Source organism: Hydrogenophaga sp. (genome assembly GCF_019264445.1).
Taxonomy (GTDB): domain Bacteria; phylum Pseudomonadota; class Gammaproteobacteria; order Burkholderiales; family Burkholderiaceae_C; genus Hydrogenophaga.
Genome location: NZ_JAHVAB010000069.1, coordinates 85,946 through 110,522, shown reverse-complemented (window position 1 = coordinate 110,522; position 24,577 = coordinate 85,946). Strand labels below are relative to the sequence as shown.

General features: G+C 69.0%; 25 protein-coding genes. 16 read left to right on the top strand and 9 right to left on the bottom strand.

Features of this window, described 5'->3' with window-relative positions; all coding sequences use genetic code 11:
- Positions 1-220: 220 nt before the first annotated feature.
- From KXJ60_RS15510 to KXJ60_RS15485, 6 genes are all read left to right on the top strand, one after another.
- Complete coding sequence (locus KXJ60_RS15510; protein WP_291129864.1) at positions 221-1,513, top strand: multifunctional CCA addition/repair protein; 1,293 nt, start codon at positions 221-223, stop codon at positions 1,511-1,513.
- A gap of 105 nt (positions 1,514-1,618) precedes the next feature.
- Positions 1,619-2,362 (top strand): trehalose-phosphatase, encoded by a 744-nt coding sequence (gene otsB, locus KXJ60_RS15505; protein ID WP_291129862.1) that lies wholly within the window; start codon positions 1,619-1,621, stop codon positions 2,360-2,362.
- The gene (locus tag KXJ60_RS15500) at positions 2,359-4,176 is read left to right on the top strand and encodes a glycoside hydrolase family 15 protein (RefSeq protein WP_291129859.1); all 1,818 of its coding nucleotides are present in this window, start codon (positions 2,359-2,361) and stop codon (positions 4,174-4,176) included. The genes otsB and KXJ60_RS15500 overlap by 4 nt, the downstream gene beginning before the upstream one ends.
- Before the next feature lie 112 nt (positions 4,177-4,288).
- Positions 4,289-5,671, top strand: a complete 1,383-nt coding sequence (gene otsA / locus KXJ60_RS15495) for an alpha,alpha-trehalose-phosphate synthase (UDP-forming) (protein WP_291129856.1) — start codon at positions 4,289-4,291, stop codon at positions 5,669-5,671.
- A 66-nt stretch (positions 5,672-5,737) separates the two neighbouring features.
- Complete coding sequence (locus KXJ60_RS15490; RefSeq protein WP_291129853.1) at positions 5,738-6,643, top strand: mechanosensitive ion channel family protein; 906 nt, start codon at positions 5,738-5,740, stop codon at positions 6,641-6,643.
- Positions 6,644-6,734: 91 nt separating this feature from the next.
- Positions 6,735-7,145 carry a hypothetical protein gene (locus KXJ60_RS15485; RefSeq protein ID WP_291129851.1) on the top strand — a complete coding sequence of 137 codons (411 nt, stop codon included), beginning with the start codon at positions 6,735-6,737 and terminating at the stop codon, positions 7,143-7,145.
- On the opposite strand, the gene glk is transcribed toward KXJ60_RS15485, so the two are convergent.
- Genes glk through KXJ60_RS15470 form a run of 3 tightly spaced genes read right to left on the bottom strand, consistent with a single transcriptional unit; the run spans position 7,146 to position 9,493 of the window.
- Complete coding sequence (gene glk, locus KXJ60_RS15480) at positions 7,146-8,138, bottom strand: glucokinase (protein ID WP_291129849.1); 993 nt, start codon at positions 8,136-8,138, stop codon at positions 7,146-7,148. It lies immediately after the preceding gene.
- Between the two features lie 39 nt (positions 8,139-8,177).
- Positions 8,178-8,372, bottom strand: a complete 195-nt coding sequence (locus KXJ60_RS15475; RefSeq protein WP_291129848.1) for a DUF2905 domain-containing protein — start codon at positions 8,370-8,372, stop codon at positions 8,178-8,180.
- An 8-nt stretch (positions 8,373-8,380) separates the two neighbouring features.
- A complete protein-coding gene (locus KXJ60_RS15470) occupies positions 8,381-9,493 on the bottom strand; it encodes an SAM-dependent methyltransferase (RefSeq protein WP_291129846.1) in 1,113 nt (370 codons plus the stop codon).
- 28 nt (positions 9,494-9,521) lie between these two features.
- Between KXJ60_RS15470 and KXJ60_RS15465 the strand changes: the two genes are divergently transcribed.
- From KXJ60_RS15465 to KXJ60_RS15450, 4 genes are read left to right on the top strand one after another with little or no spacing between them, the layout of a single operon-like run.
- On the top strand, positions 9,522-10,313 hold the full coding sequence (locus KXJ60_RS15465; RefSeq protein ID WP_291129844.1) for an SDR family oxidoreductase: 792 nt from the start codon (positions 9,522-9,524) through the stop codon (positions 10,311-10,313).
- Between the two features lie 17 nt (positions 10,314-10,330).
- Positions 10,331-10,705: a dihydroneopterin aldolase gene (locus KXJ60_RS15460; RefSeq protein ID WP_291129841.1), complete on the top strand. Its 375-nt coding sequence runs from the start codon at positions 10,331-10,333 to the stop codon at positions 10,703-10,705.
- 10 nt (positions 10,706-10,715) lie between these two features.
- Positions 10,716-11,645, top strand: coding sequence for a tRNA 2-thiocytidine(32) synthetase TtcA (gene ttcA / locus KXJ60_RS15455; protein ID WP_291129837.1), 930 nt, complete (start codon positions 10,716-10,718; stop codon positions 11,643-11,645).
- A gap of 41 nt (positions 11,646-11,686) precedes the next feature.
- A complete protein-coding gene (locus tag KXJ60_RS15450; RefSeq protein ID WP_291129834.1) occupies positions 11,687-12,385 on the top strand; it encodes a hypothetical protein in 699 nt (232 codons plus the stop codon).
- A 13-nt stretch (positions 12,386-12,398) separates the two neighbouring features.
- Here KXJ60_RS15450 and KXJ60_RS15445 read toward each other — a convergent pair whose 3' ends face one another.
- Positions 12,399-14,762 carry a PAS domain-containing protein gene (locus KXJ60_RS15445; protein WP_291129831.1) on the bottom strand — a complete coding sequence of 788 codons (2,364 nt, stop codon included), beginning with the start codon at positions 14,760-14,762 and terminating at the stop codon, positions 12,399-12,401.
- 105 nt (positions 14,763-14,867) lie between these two features.
- On the opposite strand from KXJ60_RS15445, the gene KXJ60_RS15440 reads away from it, so the two are divergent.
- Positions 14,868-15,509 (top strand): histidine phosphatase family protein, encoded by a 642-nt coding sequence (locus KXJ60_RS15440; protein WP_291129829.1) that lies wholly within the window; start codon positions 14,868-14,870, stop codon positions 15,507-15,509.
- On the top strand, positions 15,493-16,677 hold the full coding sequence (locus KXJ60_RS15435) for a DSD1 family PLP-dependent enzyme (protein ID WP_291129826.1): 1,185 nt from the start codon (positions 15,493-15,495) through the stop codon (positions 16,675-16,677). The genes KXJ60_RS15440 and KXJ60_RS15435 overlap by 17 nt, the downstream gene beginning before the upstream one ends.
- Before the next feature lie 12 nt (positions 16,678-16,689).
- On the opposite strand, the gene KXJ60_RS15430 is transcribed toward KXJ60_RS15435, so the two are convergent.
- Entirely contained in the window at positions 16,690-17,826 is a 1,137-nt protein-coding gene (locus tag KXJ60_RS15430; protein ID WP_291129824.1) for an SPOR domain-containing protein, read from the bottom strand.
- A gap of 102 nt (positions 17,827-17,928) precedes the next feature.
- On the opposite strand from KXJ60_RS15430, the gene KXJ60_RS15425 reads away from it, so the two are divergent.
- Positions 17,929-19,689 carry a lysoplasmalogenase family protein gene (locus tag KXJ60_RS15425; protein ID WP_291129821.1) on the top strand — a complete coding sequence of 587 codons (1,761 nt, stop codon included), beginning with the start codon at positions 17,929-17,931 and terminating at the stop codon, positions 19,687-19,689.
- Here the strand turns inward: KXJ60_RS15425 and ruvB are convergent.
- Positions 19,632-20,684, bottom strand: coding sequence for a Holliday junction branch migration DNA helicase RuvB (ruvB, locus tag KXJ60_RS15420; protein ID WP_291129818.1), 1,053 nt, complete (start codon positions 20,682-20,684; stop codon positions 19,632-19,634). The genes KXJ60_RS15425 and ruvB overlap by 58 nt on opposite strands.
- On the bottom strand, positions 20,685-21,263 hold the full coding sequence (ruvA, locus tag KXJ60_RS15415; protein WP_291129815.1) for a Holliday junction branch migration protein RuvA: 579 nt from the start codon (positions 21,261-21,263) through the stop codon (positions 20,685-20,687). It lies immediately after the preceding gene.
- A gap of 29 nt (positions 21,264-21,292) precedes the next feature.
- Between ruvA and KXJ60_RS15410 the strand changes: the two genes are divergently transcribed.
- The 3 genes from KXJ60_RS15410 to ybeY are packed head-to-tail and all read left to right on the top strand — an operon-like array spanning position 21,293 to position 23,155.
- A complete protein-coding gene (locus tag KXJ60_RS15410; RefSeq protein ID WP_291129812.1) occupies positions 21,293-22,276 on the top strand; it encodes a PhoH family protein in 984 nt (327 codons plus the stop codon).
- A 13-nt stretch (positions 22,277-22,289) separates the two neighbouring features.
- The gene (locus KXJ60_RS15405; protein WP_291129810.1) at positions 22,290-22,700 is read left to right on the top strand and encodes an MliC family protein; all 411 of its coding nucleotides are present in this window, start codon (positions 22,290-22,292) and stop codon (positions 22,698-22,700) included.
- Entirely contained in the window at positions 22,700-23,155 is a 456-nt protein-coding gene (gene ybeY, locus KXJ60_RS15400; RefSeq protein WP_291129807.1) for an rRNA maturation RNase YbeY, read from the top strand. Before KXJ60_RS15405 ends, ybeY begins: the two co-directional genes overlap by 1 nt.
- 16 nt (positions 23,156-23,171) lie before the next feature.
- Here ybeY and dtd read toward each other — a convergent pair whose 3' ends face one another.
- Positions 23,172-23,615, bottom strand: coding sequence for a D-aminoacyl-tRNA deacylase (gene dtd, locus KXJ60_RS15395; protein ID WP_291129804.1), 444 nt, complete (start codon positions 23,613-23,615; stop codon positions 23,172-23,174).
- Positions 23,612-24,541: a cation diffusion facilitator family transporter gene (locus tag KXJ60_RS15390; protein ID WP_291129794.1), complete on the bottom strand. Its 930-nt coding sequence runs from the start codon at positions 24,539-24,541 to the stop codon at positions 23,612-23,614. Before KXJ60_RS15390 ends, dtd begins: the two co-directional genes overlap by 4 nt.
- Positions 24,542-24,577: the final 36 nt, after the last annotated feature.

Genomic DNA, 24,577 nt, shown 5'->3' with positions numbered 1-24,577 from the left:
GCCCCCACGCTCCGCCGCTGCGCGGGTCGCTGCCCCCCGAGGGGGCTGGGCCTGCCTTGGGGCGGCCCGGCGGCTGGCCCGGTCGCGTTGCCCCCACGCTCCACCGCTGCGCGGGTCGCTGCCCCCCTAGGGGGCTGGGCCTGCCTTGGGGCGGCCCGGCGGCTGGCCCTTGCCTCCACGCCCCGCCGCTGCGCGGGTCGCTGCACCTAAACTTGCCTGCATGAAAACCTATCTTGTGGGCGGGGCGGTGCGCGATGCGCTCATGGCGCTTTCCGATGACACGCCTGCACCTGCGCACGTGGACCGCGACTGGGTCGTTGTGGGTGCCACGCCGCAGGCGATGGCCGACGCCGGGTTCCTGCCGGTGGGGCGCGACTTTCCGGTGTTCCTGCACCCTCAAACGCGCGAGGAATACGCGCTGGCGCGCACCGAGCGCAAAACCGCACCGGGCTACCACGGCTTTGCGTTCCACACCGCCCCGGGCGTCACGCTGGAAGACGATCTGGCGCGGCGCGACCTCACCATCAACGCCATGGCCGTGGCCGCCGAGCAATCGGAAGATCCGGCGCGTGGTGAGGTGATGGACCCTTACGGTGGCCGGCGCGACCTGCGCGAACGCGTGCTGCGCCATGTCACCACTGCCTTCGCCGAAGACCCGGTGCGCATCCTCCGGCTCGCACGCTTTGCCGCGCGCTTCCCCGACTTCTCGGTGGCACCGGAAACCATGGCCCTGATGCGGCAGATGGTGGAAGACGGCGAGGTGGATCACCTCGTGGCCGAGCGCGTGTGGCAAGAGCTCTCGCGCGGCCTGATGGAGCAACGCCCGAGCCGCATGCTGGAGGTGCTGCGCGAATGCGGTGCGCTGCAGCGCCTGCTGCCCGAAGTGGACCGGCTCTGGGGCGTGCCGCAGCGCGCCGACTACCACCCCGAAGTGGACACCGGCGTGCACCTGCTGATGGTGCTGGACATGAGCGCACAGCTCGCAGCCCCGCTGCCCGTGCGCTTTGCCTGCCTGTGCCACGACCTGGGCAAGGGCACCACCCCGGCCGACGTGCTGCCGCGCCACATTGGCCATGAAGAGCGCAGCGCGAAACTGCTCAAGGGCGTGTGCGAACGCCTGCGCGTGCCGGTGGACTGCCGCGAACTGGCCGACGTGGTGGCACGCGAGCACGGCAACATCCACCGCAGCGGCGACTTCGGCGCGGCCGCGCTGGTGCGCCTGCTCGAACGCTGCGATGCGCTGCGCAAACCCGCTCGCTTCGACGACGTGCTGCTGGCCTGCGAGTGCGACGCCCGGGGCCGGCTCGGCCTGCACGCCCAGCCGTACCCACAACGCGAGCGGCTCGCCCAAGCCATGCGCTGGGCACTGGCGGTCGACACCGCCGCCGTGGCCGCGCAGGCCCAGGCCGATGGGCTGGCCGGTGCCCGCGTGGGCGAGCGCATTCACCAGGCGCGCGTGGCGGCGGTGGCGCAGGCCAGCGGCGCTGCAGGCCGCGCCGTGGCTGGCGATTGAGGCGCTGCGCCGTCCGTCAAGCGGGCGCGAAGTCTCTCACCCACGAGGTGGGTTAAATCGACATGGATGCCCACAGCGGCGCTCAGCCTGTTACGGTAACGGCAGATGAGTACCCTTCCAAAACTGCTGACCAACCGGTCCGCGCTGTTTCTGGACTTCGACGGCACGCTGGCCGACCTGGCCCGGCGCCCCGACGCGGTTGAAGTCCACCCGGAGCTGGTGGACCTGTTGCACGGCCTGTACCAGCGGCTCGATGGCGCGCTCGCGCTGGTCACGGGCCGCGCGCGAGACGACCTCGAACCCCTGCTGGCATCGCCCTGGCCCTGGCCCGCCGCGTTCGAGCACGGCGCGGTGCGTTTGTCCCTCCACGGCGACAACGCCAACACCCGCCCCGATGGCCTGTCGCGCGCGGTGCAGGCCGCCGAACACCTCGTGGCACGCCACGGCGGGCTGCTGCTGGAGCGCAAACAAACCTCCATCGCCCTGCACTACCGGCTCGCGCCGACCTTGGAAACCTTGTGTGTGGACACCCTGGCCCGCGCCATTGCACAAGAGCCGGGGCTGCAGCTGCTGCGCGGCAAGGCCGTGGTGGAAGTGAAGTCGGCCGGCGTGAACAAAGGCACCGCCATCGAAGCCTTCATGCAGGAAGCCCCCTTCAAGGGCCGAGTGCCGATTTTTGCGGGCGACGACGTGACCGACGAAGCCGGCTTTGACGTGGTGCAGCGCCTGGGCGGCGACGGCATCAAGGTGGGCGATGGCGCCACGCGCGCCCGCCACCGCTGCCCCCACCCGCAGGCGCTGCGCGAATGGCTCGGCAACGCCTTGCATCTCTCCAGCTCGCCGACATGAACATGCCCGCCCAAGGCTTCGCGCCGCCCGCTGCTGCATCGCTCTCGCTGGGCGTGGTCGGCAACTGCGCCTTCAGCGCCCTGATTGACCCCCACGGCCGCGTCGTGTGGAGCTGCCTGCCGCGCTTTGATGGCGACCCGGTGTTCCACGCGCTGCTGGGCGGCGACGATGCCGAGCAAGGTGCGTTCGCCATCGAGATCGAAGACCTGGCCGAAGCCCGCCAGCGCTACGAACCCAACACCGCGGTGCTCGTCACCGAGCTCTGGGACCGGCACGGCAATGGCCTGTCCATCACCGACTTTGCGCCGCGCTTTCTTTCGCGCGGGCGCTACTTCAGGCCCACCCAGCTGGTGCGCCGCGTGCGCCCGCTCAAAGGCGCGCCGCGCGTGCGCGTGAGCGTGCTGCCCCGGTTCGACTGGGGCCGCTCCGCACCCACCATCACCTCCGGCAGCAACCACATCCGCTATGTGGGCGAGCAGCAGACGCTGCGCCTGCACACCGACGCCTCCATCAGCCACGTGCTGGCGCGCGAGCCCTTTCTGCTCGTGCGCGAACACAACTTCATGCTCGGCCCCGACGAGACGCTGGAAAGCGGCATTGGCGACACCGCGCGCCACTTCGAGCAGGAAACGCTGTCCTACTGGCGCGGCTGGAGCCAGCGCCTGGCGGTGCCACTGGAGTGGCAGGACGCGGTGATCCGCGCGGCCATCACGCTCAAGCTCTCGCTGTACGAGGACACCGGCGCGATCATCGCGGCCATGACCACCAGCATTCCCGAGGCGCCGGGCACCCAGCGCAACTGGGACTACCGCTACTGCTGGCTGCGCGACGCGTTCTTTGTGGTGCGCGCACTCAACAGCCTGTCCGAAGTCGGCACCATGGAAGACTACCTGCGCTGGCTGTCCAACGTGGTGATGGGTGCCCGTGGCGGCCACATTCAGCCGCTGCACGGCATTGGCCTGGAGCGCGAACTGCCCGAAAGCATCTGCGACACCCTGCCCGGCTACCGGGGCATGGGCCCGGTGCGCGTGGGCAACCAGGCGCAGGAGCATTTTCAGCACGACGTGTACGGCAACGTGGTGCTGGCGGCTGCGCAGGCCTTTCACGACCAACGCCTGCTGCACCGCGCCGGGCGCGCCGAGTTCGAACAGCTCGAAGCGGTGGGCGAGCGCGCGGCCAGCATCTACGACCAGCCCGATGCCGGCATGTGGGAACTGCGCACCCGCGCACGCGTGCACACCAGCTCGGCGCTCATGTGCTGGGCCGCGTGCGACCGGCTGGCCAAGATCGCCCACACGCTGGAGCTGCCCGACCGGGCCACGCACTGGGCCGAGCGCGCCGCCACCATGCGCGAGCGCATCCTGCGCGAATCGTGGAGCGAAGAGCGCCAGGCCTTTGCCGAGAGTTTCGGCGGGCGCGACCTCGACGCCAGCGTGCTGCTGATGGTGGAGGTCGGCATGATCGACCCGATGGACCCGCGCTTCATCGCCACACTGGCCGCGCTCGAAAAGCACCTGTGCGACGGCCCCTACATGCGCCGCTACGAAGCGGCCGACGACTTCGGCAAACCCGAGACCGCGTTCAACATCTGCACCTTCTGGCGCATCGACGCGCTCGCGCGCACCGGCCGCGCCGACGAAGCGCGCGCCATCTTCGAGACCATGCTCGCGGCACGCAACCCGCTGGGCATGCTGTCGGAAGACACCCACGCCACCACCGGCGAAATGTGGGGCAACTACCCGCAAACCTATTCGATGGTGGGCATCATCAACGCTGCGGTGCGCCTCTCGGCCCGCTGGGATACGGTGATATGAAGCTCCCCCCGCATCGCCTTCGGCGCTACCCCTCAAGGGGCGACACCTGCAGCCCGGCAAAGCCGGTTCTGCGGTGTCCCTGGACAGCGCACCCGCACGCAAAGGTCATTGCATGAGCCGCCTCGTCGTCATTTCCAACCGGATCGCCGATCCGCGCAAGCCGGCCTCTGGCGGGCTCGCCGTGGCACTGGGGCAAGCGCTCGAAGCCTCGGGCGGGCTGTGGTTCGGCTGGAGCGGCAAGGTCGTGGAAGACGGCACACCCGGCGAAGGCGACCTGCACCTGCAGACCTCGGGCAAGGTGCAGCTGGCCACGGTGGACCTCAGCCGCGAAGACCACGACAGCTACTACCTGGGCTACAGCAACGGCGTGCTGTGGCCGGTGTTCCATTACCGCCTCGACCTGGCCGACTTCGACGCCGGCTACATCGCGGGCTACCGGCGCGTCAACCAGATGTTTGCGCACAAGCTGGCCAGCCTGCTCAAGCCCGACGACATCATCTGGGTGCACGACTACCACCTGATCCCGCTGGCCGCCGAGCTGCGCGCCATGGGCTGCCAGCAGCGCATGGGGTTCTTCCTGCACATCCCGCTGCCACCGCCGCTGATGCTGGCCGCCGTGCCCGAGCACGACTGGCTGATCCGTTCGCTGTTCGCGTACGACCTGGTCGGCTTCCAGAGCGAAGCCGACGTGTCGCACTTCTCGCGCTACGTGGGCACCGAAACAACGGCCGACATTCTGGGCGAGCACGAGTTCCGCGCCTTCGGCAAGACGCTGCAGGTGCAGGCCTTCCCGATCGGCATCGACGTGGACGAGTTCATCGGCCTGGGCCAGGCCCGCGAATCGCAAGACATGTTCGAGCAGATGCGCAACGAGTATTCGCGCCGCCGGCTGCTGCTGGGTGTGGAGCGCATGGACTACTCCAAGGGCCTGCCGCAGCGGCTCAAGTCCTTCCGGCAGTTGCTGCAGAACTACCCGGAAAACCTCGGCAGCGCCACGCTGATCCAGATCGCCGCACCCAGCCGCGAGTCGGTGGACGCGTACGCCAGCCTGCGCCTGGAGCTCGAGAGCCTGTGCGGCGGCATCAACGGCAACTTCGGTGAACTCGACTGGATGCCCGTGCGCTACATCCACCGCAGCGTGGCGCGCAAGCGCCTGCCCGGCCTGTACCGTGCGGCCAGCGTGGCACTGGTCACTCCGCTGCGCGACGGCATGAACCTGGTGGCCAAGGAGTTCATCGCCGCGCAAGACCCGGAAGACCCGGGCGTGCTCGTGCTCTCGCGGTTTGCGGGCGCGGCCGAGCAGATGCGCGAGGCCCTGCTGGTGAACCCCTACGACACCACGCGCACCGCCGAGACCATGCAGCGTGCGCTGCAGATGCCGCTGGAAGAACGCCAGCGCCGCCACCAGGCCCTGCTGCAGGGCATACGCGAGCACGACGTGCACTGGTGGCGCGAGCGCTTCCTGGCCGCCCTCGCGGCCATCCCCAACAACTGATCCCTCTCAAGGCAGGTGCGGGCCCTTGCGGCCTGGCCTGCCTTTTCGTTTTCTTAGGAGAAGTACATGAATGACCAATACCTGGAGATGGCCACCCGCTGGTGGGGCGTTTTCGGCGGCTTTGCCATGGTGGCGATCCGCATCACGGTGATCGTCGTTGCAGCCTGGGTGATCACCGGGCTGTTGCAGCGCGCCGTGCGCCGGCTGCGCGAGCGCATCGCCAGCCGCATGGACGACAGGGAATCCTCCCAGCGCGCTGAAACGCTGGGGCGGGTGGTGCGCTATCTGATCGCTGTGGTCATCAGCCTCATCACGGCGATGCTCGTCCTGTCGGAACTGGGCGTGTCGGTGGCACCCATTCTTGGCGCCGCTGGCGTGGTGGGCCTGGCCGTCGGCTTTGGCGCACAGAGCCTCGTCAAAGACTATTTCACGGGCTTCTTTCTGCTGCTGGAAAACCAGATCCGCCAGGGTGATGTCGTGCAACTGGGCAACCACTCCGGCTCGGTCGAAGAAGTGACCCTGCGCTATGTGCAGCTGCGCGACTACAGCGGCAACGTGCACTATGTGCCCAACAGCACCATCACCACCGTGATCAACATGACGCGCGGCTTCAGCAACGCGGTGATGGATATTGGCGTGGCCTACCGCGAGAACGTGGACGATGTGATGGCCGTGATGCGCGACGTGGCCGCGCAAATGCGCGCCCAACCGGCCTACGGCAGCAAGATACTGGCCGACCTCGAAATCGCTGGCGTGGACAGCTGGGGCGACTCGGCGGTGGTCATTCGCTGCCGCATCCGCACACTGCCCATTGAGCAGTGGGGCGTCAAGCGCGAATACCTGCGCCGCCTGAAGTCGGCCTTCGACGCCAAGGGCATCGAGATTCCGTACCCGCACATGACGGTGTACGCCGGGCAGGACCGGGACGGAAAAGCCCCCGCCTTTGCCCTGCGGCAGTTGCAGGAAAGCTGAGGAATCCCACGGCCGCCGTGGGATATCGGCGTGGCGGGTTGGTGGCCACAGGCGCTTGTGCCACGATGCGCCACCCACACGACACACCACCATGCCGGCCAGAAACCCCCTCAACCGCACGCTGGCGGACGGCATTCGCCGGGTGGGTTTTCGCAAGTGGTACGAGCGCGAGCTGCTCTCGAGCCACGCGCACATGCTGCTGGCGCTGCTCTCGGTGGTGGCGGTGCTCGCCAGCCTGGAAGCGCTGGGCGGGGGCACCGCCAGCGAGAAGCTGATGGATGTGGCGTTCGTGGTGGTCTGCGGCGTGATCGCGCTCTGGTCGCTGCGGCGCTATCTCTACCTGCTCATGCACGCCGAAGAAATGGCCAATCAGGCCAACTGCCAGCAGTGCAAGGCCTACGGGCTGCTGCAGCTCGAAGAAGCCCGGCACCGCCCCCAGGCGAACTGGGTGCCGGTGTGCTGCAAGCGCTGCGGCTTTCGGTGGAACCTGGAAGACGGCTGATCAGCGCGCGTCCAGCGCACGGGCAGCGCCCAGCAGCGCGGGCGACTGTGCCGAGGTGATCACCCACACAGGAATGTCGCGCAGGTAGTTCTCGAAGCGGCCCTTGGCCTCAAAGCGCCCGCGAAACGGCGAGGTATCGAACCAGGTGCCGAGCCGCGGCACCACGCCACCGCCGATGTACACGCCCCCGCGCGCGCCCAGGGTCAGCGCCAGGTTGCCCGCCACCGAGCCGAGCACGCCACAGAACATCTGCAAGGCCTCCAGCGCCTGCGGGTGCGACCCGCTCAGAGCGGCCTCACTCACCGCGGCGGCGCTGTCAAACGCGTGGGCATCCACGCCATCGGCCTCGCACAGGATGAGGCAGGTGTCCAGCAAGCCGGTGCCGCTGGCCACGCGCTCGGCCGAGGCATGGCCGTGGCGGCGCACCAGCGCGTCCATCACCAGCCGCTCCCGCGCGGTGGCGGCTGGCAACGTGACGTGCCCGCCCTCGCCGGCAATGGGCGCCCAGCCGCCCTGCCCATCCGGCAACAAGCCCGACACGCCCAGGCCCGTGCCCGCCCCGAGCAGGGCGATGGCGGCATCGGCCACCGGCGCGCCGCCGCCGACCTGGCGGCGCTCCCCCGGCGCCAGGTGCGGCAGGGCCAGGGCCAGCGCGGTGAAGTCGTTGAGCACGCGAAGCCGGGTCAGGCCCAGCTCGTCGCGCAGCGCCGCCTGCGAGAACGACCAATGGTGGTTGGTCATGCGCACCAGGTCGCCGGTGACAGGGTTGGCCATCGCAATGGCCGCTTCGCGCGGCTGCCGGCCGATGCCGGAGAGGTAAACACGGATGGCATCGCGCAGGCTCGCGTGGGCCGCCACCGGCAGCACCTGCACATGTTCAACAGGGGCGTCGGCACCGGCCTGCCAGGCCAGTCGGGCGTGGGTGCCGCCCACATCGGCCAGCAGCCGGCCAGCGTGGGAGGATGGGGCGGTCGGGTTCGTGGTCTCGCTCATCGGCCACACCTTACCCGGTCTGGCCCCACCGCGAAACGATCAGATCAGGTACCCGATCAGGCTGGCGAGCATGCTCAGCACGATGGTGGTGGCAAAGGGCAGGTTCCAGTCGCGCCCAAAGGCCTTGAAGCGCACATCGCCCGGCAGCCGGCCAAAGCCCAGTTTGCGCAGCATGGGCGTGAACCAGCTGATGAGCAGCAGGGCCAGGAAGATGACGATCATCCAGCGGATCAAGCGCGCTCCTACAGCCGGTGTGTGCGGTCGCCCGCCGCAAAGCCGATGGGCACCCAGGCGGTGCCCGCCGTCGGCGCCAGCGCGATCACCTTGAACAGCTCGCCCATCTCGTGCTCGTTCACGAGCTTCTGCATCATCGCGTTCTGGCGCGCGTCGGCGCGCTGCGCCAGCTCCAGCAGCCCGCAGTTCAGCAGAAAGCGGCCCTGGCTGGTGTAGCCCAGCACCTCCAGCCCGGCGTCTTGCGCGGCCAGGGCGATGCCGGTGAAATTCACGTGTGCGGTGATGTCCTTGAGGCCCAGATCGCTCAGCGGGTCGCTGTCGCTGCGGTGCGCCCGGTGGCAGATCAGCGTGCCCATGGCGCGCTGCGGGTGGTAGTACTCGGCTTCGGGAAAACCGTAATCGAGCAGGAAGGCCGCACCGCGCAGCAGCCGGTCGGCCAGCGTGCGCACGAAGGCCTCGGCCTGCGGGTGGATTTCGGTCACGTAGTCGTGTTCACCGTCCACCTCCAGCGGTGGGCGCAGCGCGGTGGCGCGGTCCGCCCAGGCCAGCGCACCCGCTTCGGTCATGGCCACCCCGCGCTCGTGCCACACACCGCCCCGGCGCGCCAACAGCTGCACCGGCATGGCATCGAGCACCTCGTTGCCCAGCACCACGCCCTGCATCTGCGGTGGCAGGGCGTCGGCCCAGTGCACCCGCTGCGCATGCGCGCCCAGCGTGGCGCGCTGGCGTTCGCGCAGGCTGCCCGAAAGGTCCACGATGGTGTAGCGCCGCACCGGTTGGCCCAGCTCGGCCAGCGCCTCGATCACCTGCAGCGCGAGTGCGCCGGTGCCCGCGCCGAACTCCCACACCTCGTCGGTGCCGGTGGCCACCAGCGCCTGTGCCACCTGGCGCGCCAGCGCCTGGCCGAACAGGGGCGTGAGCTCCGGGGCGGTCACGAAGTCGCTGCCGCCTTGCGGCAAGGCCCCGAATTTGGGCGTGGCGTTGGCGTAGTACCCCAGCCCGGGCTCGTACAGGGCCAGGGCCATGAAGCGGTCAAAAGGCAGCCAGCCGCCGGCTTGCGCGATGGCCTCGCGCACCCGCGCCAGAAGGGGGCTCGTTAAACTCTCGTGTTCTGTTGCCATGGGGGTCCGCACCCCCGGATTGTCCTTCATGCCCAGCCCCACGTCCGCCGCCCGCAGCGCCCCGCGCACCGTGCTCGTCACCGGCGCGGGCAAGCGCCTGGGCCGCGAAATCGCACTCACGCTGGCGCAGGCCGGCTGGAACGTGGCGGTGCACCACCGCCACTCCGTGGCCGACGCACAGCAAACCGCCGCCGACTGCGACGCCCGCACCGGCCGCAGCGGCAGCGCCCAGCCCTTCTTTGCCGACCTGGGCGACGAGGCCAGCGTGCGCGCCCTGCTGCCCGCCGTGGTGGCGCACTATGGCCAGGTGGACGCCGTGGTCAACAGCGCCTCCACCTTCGAACACGACAGCGCAGCCACCTTCGGCTTTGCTGCGCTCGAACAGCACCTGCGCGCCAACACCGGCGCGGCCGTGCTGCTGGCCCAGGCGCTGCACGCCCACACCGACGCCCGCGGCGCCGACGGCGCGGTGGTGAACCTGCTCGACCAGAAGCTCTGGAACATGAACCCGGACTTCTTCAGCTACACGCTCTCCAAGGCCGCGCTGGAAGCCGCCAACACCATGCTGGCGCTGGCGCTGGCGCCGCGCGTGCGCGTGGTGGGCGTGGCCCCCGGCCTCACGCTCACCAGCCACATGCTCAGCGACGACAAGTTCGCCGAGCTGCACCGCCAGTCGCCACTGGGCCGCTCCTCGACCCCGCAGGACGTGGCCGCCACGGTGGCCTTCGCGCTGGATAACCGATCCATCACCGGCACCACCCTGCTGGTCGATGGCGGCCAGCACCTGATGCGCTTCGAGCGCGATTTTTCGCTGATGTGATCCAGCGCACGCCCACCATGAACGCCACCGCCGCCGGCAACCAGATCCTCACCCTCACGGGCCTGCGCTTCAACGCCAACCTGGGCATCCTCGACCACGAGAAGTCGGCGCCGCAGCCGATCCAGGTCGACGCCGAACTCCACCAGGGCACACAACCGCTGCTGCCGCACGACGACGACATCAGCCACGTGCTGGACTACCGCAAAGTGCGCCAGATCATCATTGACGAGTGCACCGCCGAGCACGTCAACCTGCTGGAGAGCCTGATCGGCAAGCTCACGCGCCGGCTGATGCTGCTCCCGGGCGTGATCGGCGTGCGCGTGAAGATCGCCAAGCTGGAAATCTTCGACGACTGCGAAGTGGCCATCCGCATGGAAAGCGGGCAGTGGTAAGGACACCCTCATGAACATCGAACTCGAAAACCACAAACTCGAAAAGCGCCTGTGCCGCGAGGTCGGTCGCGCGATCGTGGACTACAACATGATTGAAGAAGGCGACCGCGTGATGGTCTGCCTCTCGGGCGGCAAGGACAGCTACGGCATGCTGGACATCCTGCAGAAACTGCAGGCGCGCGCGCCCATCAGCTTCGAGCTCATCGTCGTCAACCTCGACCAGAAGCAGCCCGGTTTTCCGGCCGACATCCTGCCCGCGTACCTCACCAAGCTGGGCGTGAAGTTCCACATCGAGAACCAGGACACCTACTCCATCGTCAAGCGCGTCATTCCTGAAGGCAAGACGATGTGCAGCCTGTGCAGCCGGCTGCGCCGGGGCATCCTCTACCGCGTGGCCGGCGAGCTCGGTGCTACCAAGATCGCGCTGGGCCACCACCGCGACGACATCCTGCAAACCCTGCTGCTCAACATGTTCTTTGGCGCCAAGCTCAAGGGCATGCCCCCGAAGCTGGTGAGCGACGACGGCCAGCATGTGGTGATCCGCCCCATGGCCTACGTGGCAGAGACCGACCTGACCCGCTGGGCCGAGCTGCGCCAGTTCCCCATCATTCCCTGCACCCTGTGCGGCAGCCAGGAAAACCTGCAGCGCAAGCAGGTGGGTCTGATGCTCAAGGACTGGGAAAAGCGCTTCCCCGGCCGCGTGGAAAACATGTTCTCCGCGCTGCAGAACATCGTGCCCAGCCACTTGATGGACCGTTCGCTGTTTCCTTTTGAAACCATTCGGGCCACCGGCGAGGCCAGCGAAGACGGCGACAAGGCCTTTGACGACGAGCCACTGCCCGGCACCCAGGCCCCGGTGGCGGCGGCGACGGCGTGGCCCACCGAAGAAGGGAACGCCGGCATGCCCAAAGCAGTCATACCGATCGCAGCCGCCCACTGAGCCACCCAGGTGCGGCGGCCGCAATCCACCCAGGAGGCCTCATGACCATTCAAATGCTCTTGCGCTCCGCGCGCGTTCTGGGTGCCGCCCTGGCGGCGCTCGCCCTCAGCGGCTGTGCCACCGTGTACCTGGTCGACAACCAGGTGCAGAGCTTCCCGCGCTGGGCCGACCAGGCCGCCAAACCGGGCACCCCCGTGGCGGTGCCCCAGGCGCCGCAAATCTTCCGCTTTGACCGCCTGCCCTCGCAGCGCGACGGCCGCAGCGGCACCGGCCAGGACCAGCTCGAAACCCTGGCGGCGCTCGCGCTGGCCAAGGTGGGCTGGACGCGCGCGGCCGACGGCACCGCCTCCCCCTGGCTGGTGCAGGTCGACGCGAGCACGCTGCGCCTGCCGCGCGCCCCCTGGGAGAGCCCCTACGACAACTTCTGGGGCGGCTACGGCGGTTTCGGGCCCGGCTACGGCTATGCCATGCCCGGGCGCGACTACATCGTGACGGGCAACGGCCAGGTCGTATGGATGCCCGTGTTCCCCCGCATCGAGACGCCCTACTACAAGCGCGAGGTCACGCTGGTGATTCGCCACGCCGCCAGTGGCAAGGTGGTGTACGAAACCCGCGCCGCGCACGACGGCCGCTGGAACAGCTCCAACGGCCTGTGGTCGGCCATGCTGGACGCTGCGCTGCGCGATTTCCCTGCACCGCCCGAAGGCGTGCGCCAGGTCAACATCGAAGTGCCGCGCTGAGCGCAGCGGCGCTTCAGCGCGCCTCGCGCTCGAGCAGCCCGCGAATGGATTCGCCCAGCGCGTCCATGCTGTCCTGCTTGCCCAGCACGTCGCTCACGCCTGCGTCGTGGGCGTCGTTCATCAACTTGTCGTTGACGTGGCCCGAGACGATGGCCACGCGCAGGTCCGGCCGCAGTTGCCGCACCTCCCGCGCCACATCCACGCCCGACATGCCGGGCATGTTCTGGTCGGTCACGACCAGGTCCACCGGCTCGCCGGGGTGGTCGCGCAGCCACTGCACCGCGGCCTCGCCCGACTCGAACGTGCTGGCCCGGTAGCCCTGCTTGCGCAGCAGCCGCCCGACGAGAAACACCAGCGCCTCGTAATCGTCGATGTAGATCACATGCTTGCCCTGCGGGGCCGCAGCCGGCGCGGCCGGTGCCTCAGCGAGCGTGGGCGGCATCGCGTCGCTGCCGGAAGCCAGGGGCAGGTAGACGTCGAAACGCGCACCCTCGCCAGGGCGGCTGTTCAGTGCGATCGTGCCGCGGTGGGCCTTGACGATCCCGTGCACCACGGCCAGCCCCAGCCCGGTGCCCGCGCCCGGCGCCTTGGTGGTGAAGAAGGGTTCAAAGATGCGCTGCTGCGTGGCGTCGTCCATGCCCGGGCCGTTGTCGGCCACGCTCAGACAGGCATAGGAGCCACTGGCCAGCCCGCCCAGCCGCAGGCCCTGTGAGGCATCGAGCGTCACCTCGCGCAGCGCCACCGTGATCTCGCCGGAACGGCCCTCCATGGCCTGCCAAGCGTTGGTGCACAGGTTCATGAGCACCTGCTGCATCTGGGTCGCATCGGCCAGCACCGGCAGCGAAGCCGCCGACAGCCTCACGTTGAGCTTGATGCTGGCCGGCAGCAGGGAGCGCATCAGACCCAGCGCTTCCTCCACCAGCGGCGTGAGCGGCTGGCGCAGCATTTCCTGCGTCTGGCGGCGGCTGAAGGTCAGGATCTGCTGCACCAGCTGGCGGGCGCGAATCGCCGCGCGGCTGATCTCGGTCAGGCTTTCCTGCGCCGGGTGGTGCTCGCCCACGTCTTCGCGCGCCAGCACCAGGTTGCCCAGAATCGCGGCCAGCAGGTTGTTGAAGTCGTGCGCCACGCCACCGGCCAGCGTGCCGATAGCTTCCATCTTCTGCGACTCCCGCAGCTGCGTCTCCAGCGCGCGCTGCTGCGCCTCGCCCAGTTTGTGTTCGGTGATGTCGGTGTGCGTGCCCACCATGCGCAGCGGCTTGCCGTCTTCATCGCGCGCGATCACCATGCCGCGCGACAACACCCACTTCCAGCGCCCGTCCTTGCAGAGAATGCGGTGCTCGTTGCGGTACACGGGCGTGCGCCCTTCGAAATGGGCTTGCCGATCGGCCACCATCTGGGGCACGTCGTCCGGGTGGGTGCGCGCATCCATCTCGGCCGAAAGATTGGGGATGTCTTCCTCGTCATAGCCAAACATGGACTTGATGCCGCGCGAGAAAAACTCCTCGCCGGTCGCGAGGTTCCAGTCCCACACGCCGTCTCCCGCGCTTTCCAGCGCGAGCTTCCACAGCGCCTCGCTGGCATGCAGCGCGGTCTCGGCGGCTTTGCGGTCGGTGATGTCGAGCAGCATGCCCACGCGCAGGAAGCCCTCGGCGTCGGAGGACACCGCGCTGGAGCGGTTGCTGACCCACTTGATGGTCCCATCGGGCTGCACGACGCGGAACTCGGTCTCCAGGTTGCCCTGCCCCGCGAGGATGGCCTGGCGGTCCTGCTCCAGCAGGGCCTGGTCTTCCGGGTGAAAGTGGCGCGCCAGCAGCGAGGGCGTGCGCATCAGGTCTTCGGCCTCGAAGCCGTAGATATCGCGAACGCCTGCGCTGAGAAAACGGTACTCGCGCTCGCCATCGCGCCGCACATGCACCGAGAACACCGCGCCGGGCACCTGCGAGGTGATCAGGCGCAACTGTTCTTCGCTGTCGCGCAACGCCTTCTGGCCGCGCATGCGCTCGGTGATGTCCTCCACGGTACCTTCGTAATAGCGCAGCACGCCCGAGGCGTCGCGCACGCCGTGCGCGTTCTCGCTGATCCACACGCGTTCGCGTGTGCGGTGCCGGTGGATCTCGGAGACAAAGCCACGCACATAGCCCTGGCTCTCCAGCAGCCGCTTGAACTCGGCCCGGCGCGCCGGCTCCACGTACCACTCCAGCGCGATGTCGTTCACCGCTGCCAGCAGTTCCTCTTCGGTGTCATAGCCGTTGAGCCTGACCAGCGCCTGGTTGGCCCGCAGCATCCGGCCGTCGGGCGAGCTGCGGTACGCCCCGATCGGCAGGAAATTGAAGAGGGTGGAGAAGTCTCCATCGGCGGGCGACGGTGGCGAGGTCATGGCGCAGATTGTGTCGCAAAGCCTTGATTTCGCGGCCTCCCAACGTGTGCGGGAGTGGCGGCACCGGTACAGTTGCGGTCTTCTGCCCGAGTTCAAGGACCCGCTTTGCAAGTCACCCGCATCCTGGCCGTGCGCCATGGTGAAACCGCCTGGAACCGCGACACCCGCATCCAGGGCCACACCGACATCGCCCTCAATGAGCGCGGCCGCTGGCAGGCGGCGCAGCTCGCCCAGGCGCTGCAGGACGAACCCATCGCCGCCGTGTACGCGAGCGACCTGGGCCGCGCATTCGAGACCGCGCAGGCGGTGGCCCGCGTCAAGGGCATGGAGGTCACCCCGCACAAAGGCCTGCGCGAGCGCCATTTCGGCCGCTTCGAGGGCCGCACCTGGGCCGAGCTGGAGCAGCGCTGGCCCACCGAAGCGCTGGCCTGGCGCAAGCGCATGCCCGACTTCGCGCCGGAAGGCGGTGAGTCGCTGGAACAGCTGCAGCGCCGCGTGATTCCCACCGTGATCGAACTCGCCTCGCGCCACCCGGGCGAGCAGGTGCTGATGGTGGCGCACGGCGGGGTGATGGACATGCTCTACCGCGCCGCCATGCGCCTGGAGCTCAACGCCCCGCGCAGCTGGGAACTGCCCAACACCGCCATCAACCGCCTGCTCTGGTCGCCCGAGGGGTTGAGCCTGGTCGGCTGGGCGGACACGAACCATCTGCAAACCGGAGAACCGCTGGATGAACGCAGCGTCTGATGCCCCTTTGCCCGCGCACTGGCACCACGCGCAGGCGCTGATCGGCCAGAGCGTGGCCGCCATCGACACGCCCGCGCTGGTGATCGATCTGGACGCGATGGAGCGCAACCTCGCGCACATGGCGGCCTATGCGCGCGCGCACGGCCTGCGCCTGCGGCCCCACGCCAAGATGCACAAGAGCGCCGAACTCGCGCGCCTGCAGATGGCGCACGGCGCGGTGGGCGTGTGCGTGCAGAAGACGGACGAAGCGCTGGTGCTGGCCCGTGGCGGCGTGACCGACATCTACATCAGCAACGAAGTGATCGCGCCCGCCAAGCTGCAGCGCCTGGCGCAGGCGGTGCTCACGCTGCCCGACACGCGCTTTGGCATCGCCGTGGACAGCGCCGCGGGCGTGCTGCGCCTGGCGCACGCGCTGGAGGCCGCCGGTGTGGGCGGGCAAGAGCGCATGGATGTGTATGTGGAAGTCGATGTGGGCCATGGCCGATGCGGCGTGCCCCCCGGCGAACCGGCGGTGGACCTGGCGCGGCTCATTGCGCAGCACCCGGTGCTGCGGTTTGCCGGCCTGCAGGCCTACCACGGGCGCGCCCAGCACCTGCGCGACCCGGGCGAGCGCGCCAGGGCCATCGGCGAGGCGGCCTGGGCCGCCGCGCTCACGCGCGAGCGCCTGCAAGCCGCCGGCTTTGCCGTGCCCCTGATCACGGGCGCGGGCACGGGCACCTTTGCGCTGGAAACCGCCAGCCGCATCTGGGGCGAGGTGCAGGTGGGTTCCTACCTGTTCATGGACGCGGACTACGCGCGCAACGAGAGCGCGCCACTGGCGCCGGTGTTCGAGCACGCGCTGTTCGTCAAGACGCAGGTGATGAGCCGCAGCACCCAGCATGCCGTGTGCGACGCCGGCCACAAGAGCCACGCCATCGACAGCGGCCTGCCCGCCGTGTGGAGCCCCTCGGGCCTGGTGTTTGCCAACGGCGGTGACGAGCACGGCCTGCTGCGCGCCGCCCACGCCGGCCACCCGCTGCCCAACCTGGGCGACACGGTGTGGCTCGTGCCGGGCCACTGCGACCCCACGGTCAACCTGCACGATGTGATGCTGGGCGTGCGCGGCGGCTTGTCGACGGGCACGGTGGAGCGCCTGATCCGCGTGGACACGCGCGGCGCGCTGGGCTGAGCGGCCCGGCCTTCAGGGCGCGAACACCACCGCGTCCAGCCCCATGGCGCGAATGCGCGCTGCGGCCTCGTCGGCCTGCGCACGGCCCGCAAACGGTCCCACGCGCACCCGGGTGCGCTCGCCCCTGGGCGACTCCACCTTCTGCAGGATGGCCGGGAAACCGGCCTCGACCAGCCGCGCATGCGCCTTCTCGGCATTGGCGGGGTCGGCGAACAAACCCACATTGATGCCGTGTGCCTGCGGCGCCGCCACAGCCGCCTCCTTCGGCGCGCGCGTCTTGGCCGGCGCGGCGGGCACCGCCTGGCTGGCACGCGGCGGCTCTTCGCGGGGAGGCGGGTCTTCCCGCAGGATGGAGGCGACTGGCTCGGGCGCCGGGGGCGCAGCGGGTTCCAGCGCGGCCACCACCGGCGGCGACACGATGACCGGCGCAGGCTCACGCACCGGCTCGGGTGTCGCCGAAGCGGCGGCGGGCCCTGGCGCCGAGGCCACGGACACGGGCTCGGCCGCCACCGTTGCAGGTTCAGCAGCAGACACCGGCGCGGCCTCCTTCAGGGCAGGCTCGGCGGGCACGACCGCTTGCGGTGTGGGCGCCCACCCAGAGAACGTGGCCGGCCTGAGCCCGAGGTACAGCCCCACGGCGCCCGCCACCAGCAACGCATTGATCAGCACCAGGCCCCACAGGCGCCGCTTCGAACTGGCCTGCTCCTCCAGCGCGGTGCAGGCCTCGCGCACCGTGCGGGCTTCGCGCACCGCGCGCGTCATGCGCCGGCGGGTGTCGGCATGCAGCCAGGCGTTGCCATAGGCACCGGGAATCGCCACGCTCAACAGCAGCAGCGCCAGCAACACCCCCCATTCCACGGAAGGCGGCCAGTGCAGAAAGCGCCGGCTCAGGGCCAGCACCAGCAAGGCCAGGCCCTCGGCGCAGGCCAGGTACACCAGCGCCGCGCCCCAAAGCTGGCGAAACGCCATCCAGTTCAGCGTGAGCAGGCCCGCCACAGGATTCCACACAGGGCTGGCGCGGCCCGCTTCGTCAAAGCGCTCGAACACGGCCAGGTAGTGCGCGGTGTGCACCGGGCCCAGCGCCGCGCGGTACAGCGCGGTGGTGGCACTCTCGGGGGCGGTCGCGGCGGGCGGCGAGGGGGCGGGCATGGCCGCGATTCTGGCACGGGCATGCGGGTTGTTGCCAAGGGCGCTGGCCGGGTGTTCTGCCCACAATGCCGGCATGCGTTTGTCCACCCCTTGCGTGCACCCATGAGCCCGAGCCAGATCATCGTGCTGGCCACGCCGGTGTTCTTCGTGCTCATCGCGGTGGAATACGCCATCGGCCTCAAGCGCCAGCGCAACACCTACCGGCTGGACGACGCCATCAGCAGCATCGGCCTGGGCATGCTCAGCCAGATCAGCGCGGTGTTCACCCGGCTGCTGCGCGTGGGCATTTACACCGCGGTGTATTCGGCGGTGGCGATCTGGCCCGACCATCCCTTCTGGACCACCTGGACCGGCTGGCTCACGGCGCTGGTGTTCTACGACTTCTGCTACTACTGGCTGCACCGCGCCGGGCACGAGAGCGCCCTCTTCTGGGCGGCACACGTGGTGCACCACCAGAGCCAGGACTACAACCTCTCCACCGCCCTGCGCCAGACGAGCTCGGGCGCACTGGTCGGCTGGGTGTTCTACCTGCCCATGGCCGTGGCGGGGGTGCCGCCGCTGGTGTTCGGCGTGGTCGCCCTCGTCGACCTGCTCTACCAGTTCTGGGTGCACACGCAGCAGGTGGGCAAGCTCGGCTGGTTTGACCGCTGGTTCTGCAGCCCGTCCAACCACCGCGTGCACCACGCCGTGAACGACCACTACCTGGACCGCAACTACGGCGGCATCCTGATCGTGTGGGACCGGCTCTTCGGCAGCTTCAAGGAGGAAGACGACACCTGCGTCTACGGCACCCGCAAACCCCTGAACAGCTGGGACCCGCTCTGGGCCAACGGCGAGGTGTACTGGGGCCTGCTCAAGGACAGTTGGCACACGCGCCGCTGGGCCGACAAGCTGCGCGTGTGGTTCAAGCCGCCCGGCTGGCGCCCCGCCGATGTGGCGGCGCGCTTTCCTTCTCCCGCCTTCGACATCGGCCACGTGCAGCGGTATGCGCCCCCCATGAGCCGCGGCGTGCAGGCGTTTGCCGCCGCGCAGTTCGCGCTGCTGCTGGCCGGCGTGGCCGGCTTCCTGTGGTTCACCGATGGCTGGCCACTCTCGCGCAGCGCGGTGGTGTTCGCCGTGCTGGTGGTGGCGCTGTGGGCCATCGGTGCGGTGATGCAGGGCCGCATTTCCATGGGCGAGGCGCTCATGATCGAGAGCGGCGCGCTCGCCATGGCCACCGCCGCGCTGGGCGCCACCGAGCTGCACCGCGTGTTCAAACCGCTGACCATGCTGATCGCCCTGGCCGTGGTCGCGGCACACGCCTCGGGTCGCGGCGGCCTTCGGCGCGCCGATGGGCTGCTGATGGGCGCGCTCGCGCTGTCGCTGGCCGGAGACGCCTTCCTGATGTTCCCGGGCTACTTCATCCCCGGATTGGTTTCCTTCCTGCTGGCGCACCTGGCCTACATCGCGCTGTTCCGCCAGGGCCTGCCGTGGTTCCCGAGCCGGCGCGCGCTGGCCGCCACAGTGGGCATCGGCGTGGCCATGTACGCCTTCCTCTGGCAGGGCGGTCTGCCGGCCGGCTTGCGTGCGCCGGTGGCGGCCTACGTGCTGGTGATCGCCCTCATGGCCGCGCAGGCCATTGGCCGCGCCACCCTGCTGCGCGACGGCGCGTCGTTCGCGGTAGCACTGGGCGCGGGCTTCTTCATGCTCAGCGACACCCTGCTGGCGATTAACCGCTTCGTATCGCCGTTGCCGATGTCGCAGGTCTGGGTGCTGGGCACCTACTACGCGGCGCAGGTGCTGATCGTGGTGGGGGTGTTGCGAGGCTACTCGCCGAACAGCGCGCCATCCGGTGCCGGTGGCGCCACGCCCAGGTGCCGGTAGGCCGCCAGTGTGGCGATGCGCCCGCGCGGCGTGCGCTGCAGAAAGCCCTGCTGGATCAGGTAGGGCTCGATCACGTCTTCGATCGTGTCGCGCTCCTCGCCAATGCTCGCTGCAATGTTGTCCAGCCCCACCGGCCCGCCGTCAAAGCGGTGGATCACGGCTTCGAGCAGCTTGCGGTCCATCAGGTCGAAGCCTTGCGGGTCCACGTCGAGCATGGCGAGCGCGCGGTTGGCGATGTCTTTGGTGATGGTGCCCGTGCCCTTCACGTCGGCAAAGTCGCGCACGCGGCGCAGCAGCCGGTTGGCAATGCGCGGCGTGCCGCGTGAGCGCCGCGCGATCTCGAAGCCGCCTTCGGCGTCCATCGGCGCGTTGAGCAGCCCGGCGCTGCGCGTGACGATGCGCGCCAGCTCTTCCGAGGTATAGAACTCCAGCCGCGCCACGATGCCGAAGCGGTCGCGCAGCGGGTTGGTGAGCATGCCCGCGCGCGTGGTCGCACCGACCAGCGTGAAGGGCTGCAGGTCCAGCTTGATGCTGCGCGCCGCCGGCCCTTCGCCAATCATGATGTCGATCTGGTAGTCCTCCAGCGCGGGGTACAGGATTTCCTCGACGACCGGGCTGAGCCGGTGGATCTCGTCGATGAAGAGCACGTCGTTGGCTTCGAGGTTGGTCAGCAGCGCGGCCAGGTCTTTGGGCTTCTCCAGCACCGGCCCGCTGGTCTGGCGCAGGTTCACGCCGAGCTCTTGCGCAATGATGTGGCTGAGCGTGGTCTTGCCCAGGCCGGGTGGGCCAAACAGCAGCACGTGGTCCAGCGCTTCGCTGCGCTTCCTGGCCGCGCCAATGAAGATCTCCAGTTGCTCGCGCACCTTCACCTGGCCCACGTACTCGTCGAGCAGCTTGGGGCGCAGCGCGCGCTCGATGGCCTCTTCCTTGGGCGAAGCGGGCGCGGCCGACACCATGCGGGGCGCGGGGGCGAAGTCGTCGGTCTGGATCGTCATTTACTTGGCCAATGCTTTCAGCGCGAGCTTGATGCCGTCGCTGACACCCACATCCTTGGGCAGGGCCTTGAGCGCTGCGGCGGCGTCTTTCTCGCTGTAGCCCAATGCCACCAAAGCCTGCTGGATATCACCCGCTGCGTCGCCCTGCGCGGCGGTCGCGCCCGGCAGGTTGAGGTCGGCACCGAGCTTGCCCTTGAGTTCGAGCAGCAGGCGCTCGGCGGTCTTCTTTCCGATACCGGGCACCTTGATGATGCGCCCGCTGTCCTGCGCGCTGATGGCCTGTGACAGATCGGTCACGCTCATGCCCGAGAGCACGGAGAGCGCGGTGCGCGGGCCCACGCCGCTGATCTTGATGAGCTGGCGAAAGGCCTCACGCTCGGGTGCGGTGCCAAAGCCATAGAGAATCTGGGCGTCTTCGCGCACCACGAAGTGGGTGAGCAGGGCCACCTTTTCACCGGTGGCAGGCAGGTTGTAAAACGTGCTCATGGGCACGTCCACCTCATAACCGACGCCGTGGCAGTCCAGCAGGATCTGGGGTGGGTTTTTCTCCAGCAGCGTACCGGTCAACTTGCCTATCATCGAGGGATCCTTTTCGAGGAATTATCGGCTTGATTCTCAGACACACTTTCTCTCCGCCCGACAACACGCGCATGGCGCACCTCTGCGGGCCGATGGACAGCCACATCCGCAGCATCGAGGCCGCCCTGCAGGTGAAGGTGGCCCACCGTTTCGAGCAGTTCCGCATCGAAGGCCCGAAGGCCAAGGCCACGCAGGCGCTGGAAGCGCTGCAGGCGCTGTACGAAATGGCGAGGAAGCCGATCCCCGCCGAGCAGGTGCAGCTCATGCTCAGTGGCGACACCGCGCTGGCCGACCCGGGCGACGGCGCCCTGGCCATGCAGACGCGGCGCGGCGAGGTGCGCGGGCGCACGCCCAACCAGGCGCGCTACCTGGAGAACATGGCCACCCACGACATCACCTTCGGCATCGGCCCGGCGGGTACCGGCAAGACGTACCTCGCCGTGGCCTGCGCGGTGGATGCGCTGGAGCGCAGCGCGGTGCAGCGCATCGTGCTCACGCGCCCGGCCGTGGAGGCCGGCGAGAAGCTCGGCTTTCTGCCCGGCGACCTGGGTCAGAAGGTGGACCCGTACCTGCGCCCGCTGTACGACGCGCTCTACGACCTGATGGGCGCCGACAAGGTGCAGAAGGCCTTCGAGCGGCAGCAGATCGAAATTGCCCCACTGGCCTTCATGCGCGGGCGAACGCTCAACCACGCGTTCGTGATCCTCGACGAAGCGCAGAACACCACGGTCGAGCAGATGAAGATGTTCCTCACCCGCATCGGCTTTGGCGCCAAGGCCGTCATCACCGGCGACGTGAGCCAGATCGACCTGCCGCGCACACAGCTCAGCGGCCTGATCGACGCCGAGCGCGTGCTCAAGCGCGTGCAGGGCATCGCCATCACCCGCCTCTCCAGTGCCGACGTGGTGCGCCACCCGCTGGTCGCGCGCATCGTGGACGCCTACGAAGCCCGCTCCCCGGCCATCGACGACGCGGTGGCGCCGGTCAAGCGCGCGCGCCGCAGCCCCACCTGACATGCCCCTGCCGATGCCCTCACCCGCTCGCTGTCTGCTGGCCAGCCTGGCCACGCTGCTGGCCTTCGGAGCCACCGCCCAGGTCGCCACCACGCCCGCGCCTTCGGCCGCACCGGCACCGCAGCTCATCTTCAGCAGCCAGGCGGTGCGCTACAAGTGCGACGGCGGCAGCGAGATCGAGCTGGCCTACCTCAACCTGAGCAACGGCACCACCTTCGCGGCGCTGCACCACAACGACCGCACGCTGCTGCTGCAGGGCCGCCGCGCCACCACTGGCGTGCGCTTCTTTGCGCTGGACGACCAGTCGCGCCTGAGCTGGTACACCCAGGGCATGAAGGGCGAGCTGAGCGCCATCGCTGCCGACGCGAACGCGCAAGACCAGATCCTGATGTCCAACTGTTTTGCCCAACCGGCCAAGCGCTGATGCCCCTGCACGCCCTCAGTCTGTCCCTGCAGTTCGGTGAGCTCACCGACGCCGCACCGCACCGCGCCGCGCTGCCGCGCCACTTCGTCGCGCGCTGCATCCGCCACGCGCTCGACGCGGACGCCGAAATCACCGTGCGCATCGTCGACGCCGAAGAAGGCCAGGCGCTCAACCGCGACTACCGCCAGCGCGACTACGCCACCAACGTGCTCACCTTCGACTACGCCACCGAACCGCTGGTGATGGCCGACCTGGTGCTCTGCGCGCCCGTGGTGGCCCGCGAAGCCGCCGAGCTCAAGAAGCCGCTGGCGCAGCACTACGCGCACCTGCTGGTGCACGGCACCCTGCACGCCCAGGGCTGGGACCACGAAACCAGCGAGGCCGATGCCGAGGAAATGGAAGCGCGCGAGACCGAGATCCTCGCGGGCCTCGGTCAGCCGAATCCCTACGCCTGAGCACCCCCGTTCGGCGTCAGGCGGTGATCCGCAGAGGGATCGTCACCGGTCCGTCGTTGACGAGGTGCACCTGCATGTCGGCACCAAAGCGGCCGGTGTGCACCACCGGGTGCGCCGCGCGCGCGGCCTTCACGAAGGCGTCGTAAAGCGCCTCGCCCAGCGCGGGAGGGGCCGCCCCCGTAAAGCCGGGCCGGTTGCCGCTCTTCGTGTCGGCGGCCAGGGTGAACTGGCTCACGATCAACAAGCCGCCTGCGGTGTCCTGCAAGCTCAGGTTCATCTTGCCGGCGGCGTCGCCGAAGATGCGCAACTTGAGGATCTTGGCGAGCACCTTCTCGCCCACCGCTTCGGTGTCATCGGGTTCGGCACACAACAGCACCAGCAGGCCCGCTCCGATCTGCCCCACCACCTCCCCGGCGATCTCCACGCGTGCCTGGGCCACCCGCTGCAACAGGGCAATCAAATCAGGTCCTTTTCATCGTCGAAGTGCGCTTCCACATCGCTGGGCAGCAGCTGGATGGTGGCGCGCAAGCCCGGCACCGCGCTCATGAGCGCCTGCTCCACGCTGGTGCGCACGGCGGCCGCGCGGCCCAGCGACCAGCTCGCCGGCATATGCATGTGCAGGTCGACAAAGCGCCGCTGGCCGGCCTTGCGCGTGCTGACGTGGTCGAAACGGATGATGCTGGCTTCACCCTCGGCGGACGCAAAGCCGTCCAGCGTCTGCTGGATGGAGGCGATCACCTCGGGCTCCAGCGCCTCGTCCATCAGGCCTTGTGAGGAACGCCACATGAGGTGAAAACCTTCCTTGAGGATGTTCGCCGCCACCGCCATGGCCACCAGGGGGTCGAGCCAGAGCCAGCCCGTGAAGTGCACCAGGGCGATGCCGACCACCACACCGACCGAGGTCCAGACGTCGGTGACCAGGTGTTTGCCGTCGGCCTCCAGCGCGATGGAGCGGTGCTCGCGCGCCGCACGAAACATCACCCAGGCCAGCAGGCCGTTGAGCGCGGAGCTCAGCACCGACAGCGCCAGGCCCCAGCCCACCTGCTCGATCGGTTGAGGGTCCAGCAGCCGGTGCCCGGCCACCCAGATGATGCCCAGCGCCGCCGCAATGATGAGGATGCCCTCGAAGCCCGACGAGAAATACTCCGCCTTGTGGTGACCGTAGGGGTGGTCTTCGTCGGCCGGGCGGGCGGCGATGGTCACCATCACCAGGCCGAAGATCGCGCTGGCCAGGTTCACCAGCGACTCCATCGCGTCCGACAACAGCCCCACCGAGTCGGTGATGAGCCAGGCGCCTGTTTTGAGTGCGATGGTCAGCAGGGCGACCACCACCGACGCCATGAGCAGGCGTTGGGGGGTCAGGCGTCGCGCTTGGGCAGGGGTCATGCCTGGATTGTCATGCACCTCCCTTGCCTGAAGCTG

Excerpts from the sequence above, each read along its gene's own strand:
- KXJ60_RS15390 (WP_291129794.1), bottom strand. The coding sequence starts at position 24,541 with ATGACCCCTGCCCAAGCGCGACGCCTGACCCCCCAACGCCTGCTCATG.
- KXJ60_RS15445 (WP_291129831.1), bottom strand. The coding sequence starts at position 14,762 with ATGACCTCGCCACCGTCGCCCGCCGATGGAGACTTCTCCACCCTCTTC.
- ttcA (WP_291129837.1), top strand. The coding sequence starts at position 10,716 with ATGAACATCGAACTCGAAAACCACAAACTCGAAAAGCGCCTGTGCCGC.
- KXJ60_RS15485 (WP_291129851.1), top strand. The coding sequence starts at position 6,735 with ATGCCGGCCAGAAACCCCCTCAACCGCACGCTGGCGGACGGCATTCGC.
- KXJ60_RS15430 (WP_291129824.1), bottom strand. The coding sequence starts at position 17,826 with ATGCCCGCCCCCTCGCCGCCCGCCGCGACCGCCCCCGAGAGTGCCACC.
- KXJ60_RS15470 (WP_291129846.1), bottom strand. The coding sequence starts at position 9,493 with ATGGCAACAGAACACGAGAGTTTAACGAGCCCCCTTCTGGCGCGGGTG.
- ruvA (WP_291129815.1), bottom strand. The coding sequence starts at position 21,263 with ATGATAGGCAAGTTGACCGGTACGCTGCTGGAGAAAAACCCACCCCAG.
- otsA (WP_291129856.1), top strand. The coding sequence starts at position 4,289 with ATGAGCCGCCTCGTCGTCATTTCCAACCGGATCGCCGATCCGCGCAAG.
- KXJ60_RS15450 (WP_291129834.1), top strand. The coding sequence starts at position 11,687 with ATGACCATTCAAATGCTCTTGCGCTCCGCGCGCGTTCTGGGTGCCGCC.
- glk (WP_291129849.1), bottom strand. The coding sequence starts at position 8,138 with ATGAGCGAGACCACGAACCCGACCGCCCCATCCTCCCACGCTGGCCGG.
- KXJ60_RS15500 (WP_291129859.1), top strand. The coding sequence starts at position 2,359 with ATGAACATGCCCGCCCAAGGCTTCGCGCCGCCCGCTGCTGCATCGCTC.
- ruvB (WP_291129818.1), bottom strand. The coding sequence starts at position 20,684 with ATGACGATCCAGACCGACGACTTCGCCCCCGCGCCCCGCATGGTGTCG.
- KXJ60_RS15465 (WP_291129844.1), top strand. The coding sequence starts at position 9,522 with ATGCCCAGCCCCACGTCCGCCGCCCGCAGCGCCCCGCGCACCGTGCTC.
- KXJ60_RS15405 (WP_291129810.1), top strand. The coding sequence starts at position 22,290 with ATGCCCTCACCCGCTCGCTGTCTGCTGGCCAGCCTGGCCACGCTGCTG.
- ybeY (WP_291129807.1), top strand. The coding sequence starts at position 22,700 with ATGCCCCTGCACGCCCTCAGTCTGTCCCTGCAGTTCGGTGAGCTCACC.
- KXJ60_RS15435 (WP_291129826.1), top strand. The coding sequence starts at position 15,493 with ATGAACGCAGCGTCTGATGCCCCTTTGCCCGCGCACTGGCACCACGCG.
- KXJ60_RS15490 (WP_291129853.1), top strand. The coding sequence starts at position 5,738 with ATGAATGACCAATACCTGGAGATGGCCACCCGCTGGTGGGGCGTTTTC.
- otsB (WP_291129862.1), top strand. The coding sequence starts at position 1,619 with ATGAGTACCCTTCCAAAACTGCTGACCAACCGGTCCGCGCTGTTTCTG.
- KXJ60_RS15510 (WP_291129864.1), top strand. The coding sequence starts at position 221 with ATGAAAACCTATCTTGTGGGCGGGGCGGTGCGCGATGCGCTCATGGCG.
- KXJ60_RS15460 (WP_291129841.1), top strand. The coding sequence starts at position 10,331 with ATGAACGCCACCGCCGCCGGCAACCAGATCCTCACCCTCACGGGCCTG.
- KXJ60_RS15425 (WP_291129821.1), top strand. The coding sequence starts at position 17,929 with ATGAGCCCGAGCCAGATCATCGTGCTGGCCACGCCGGTGTTCTTCGTG.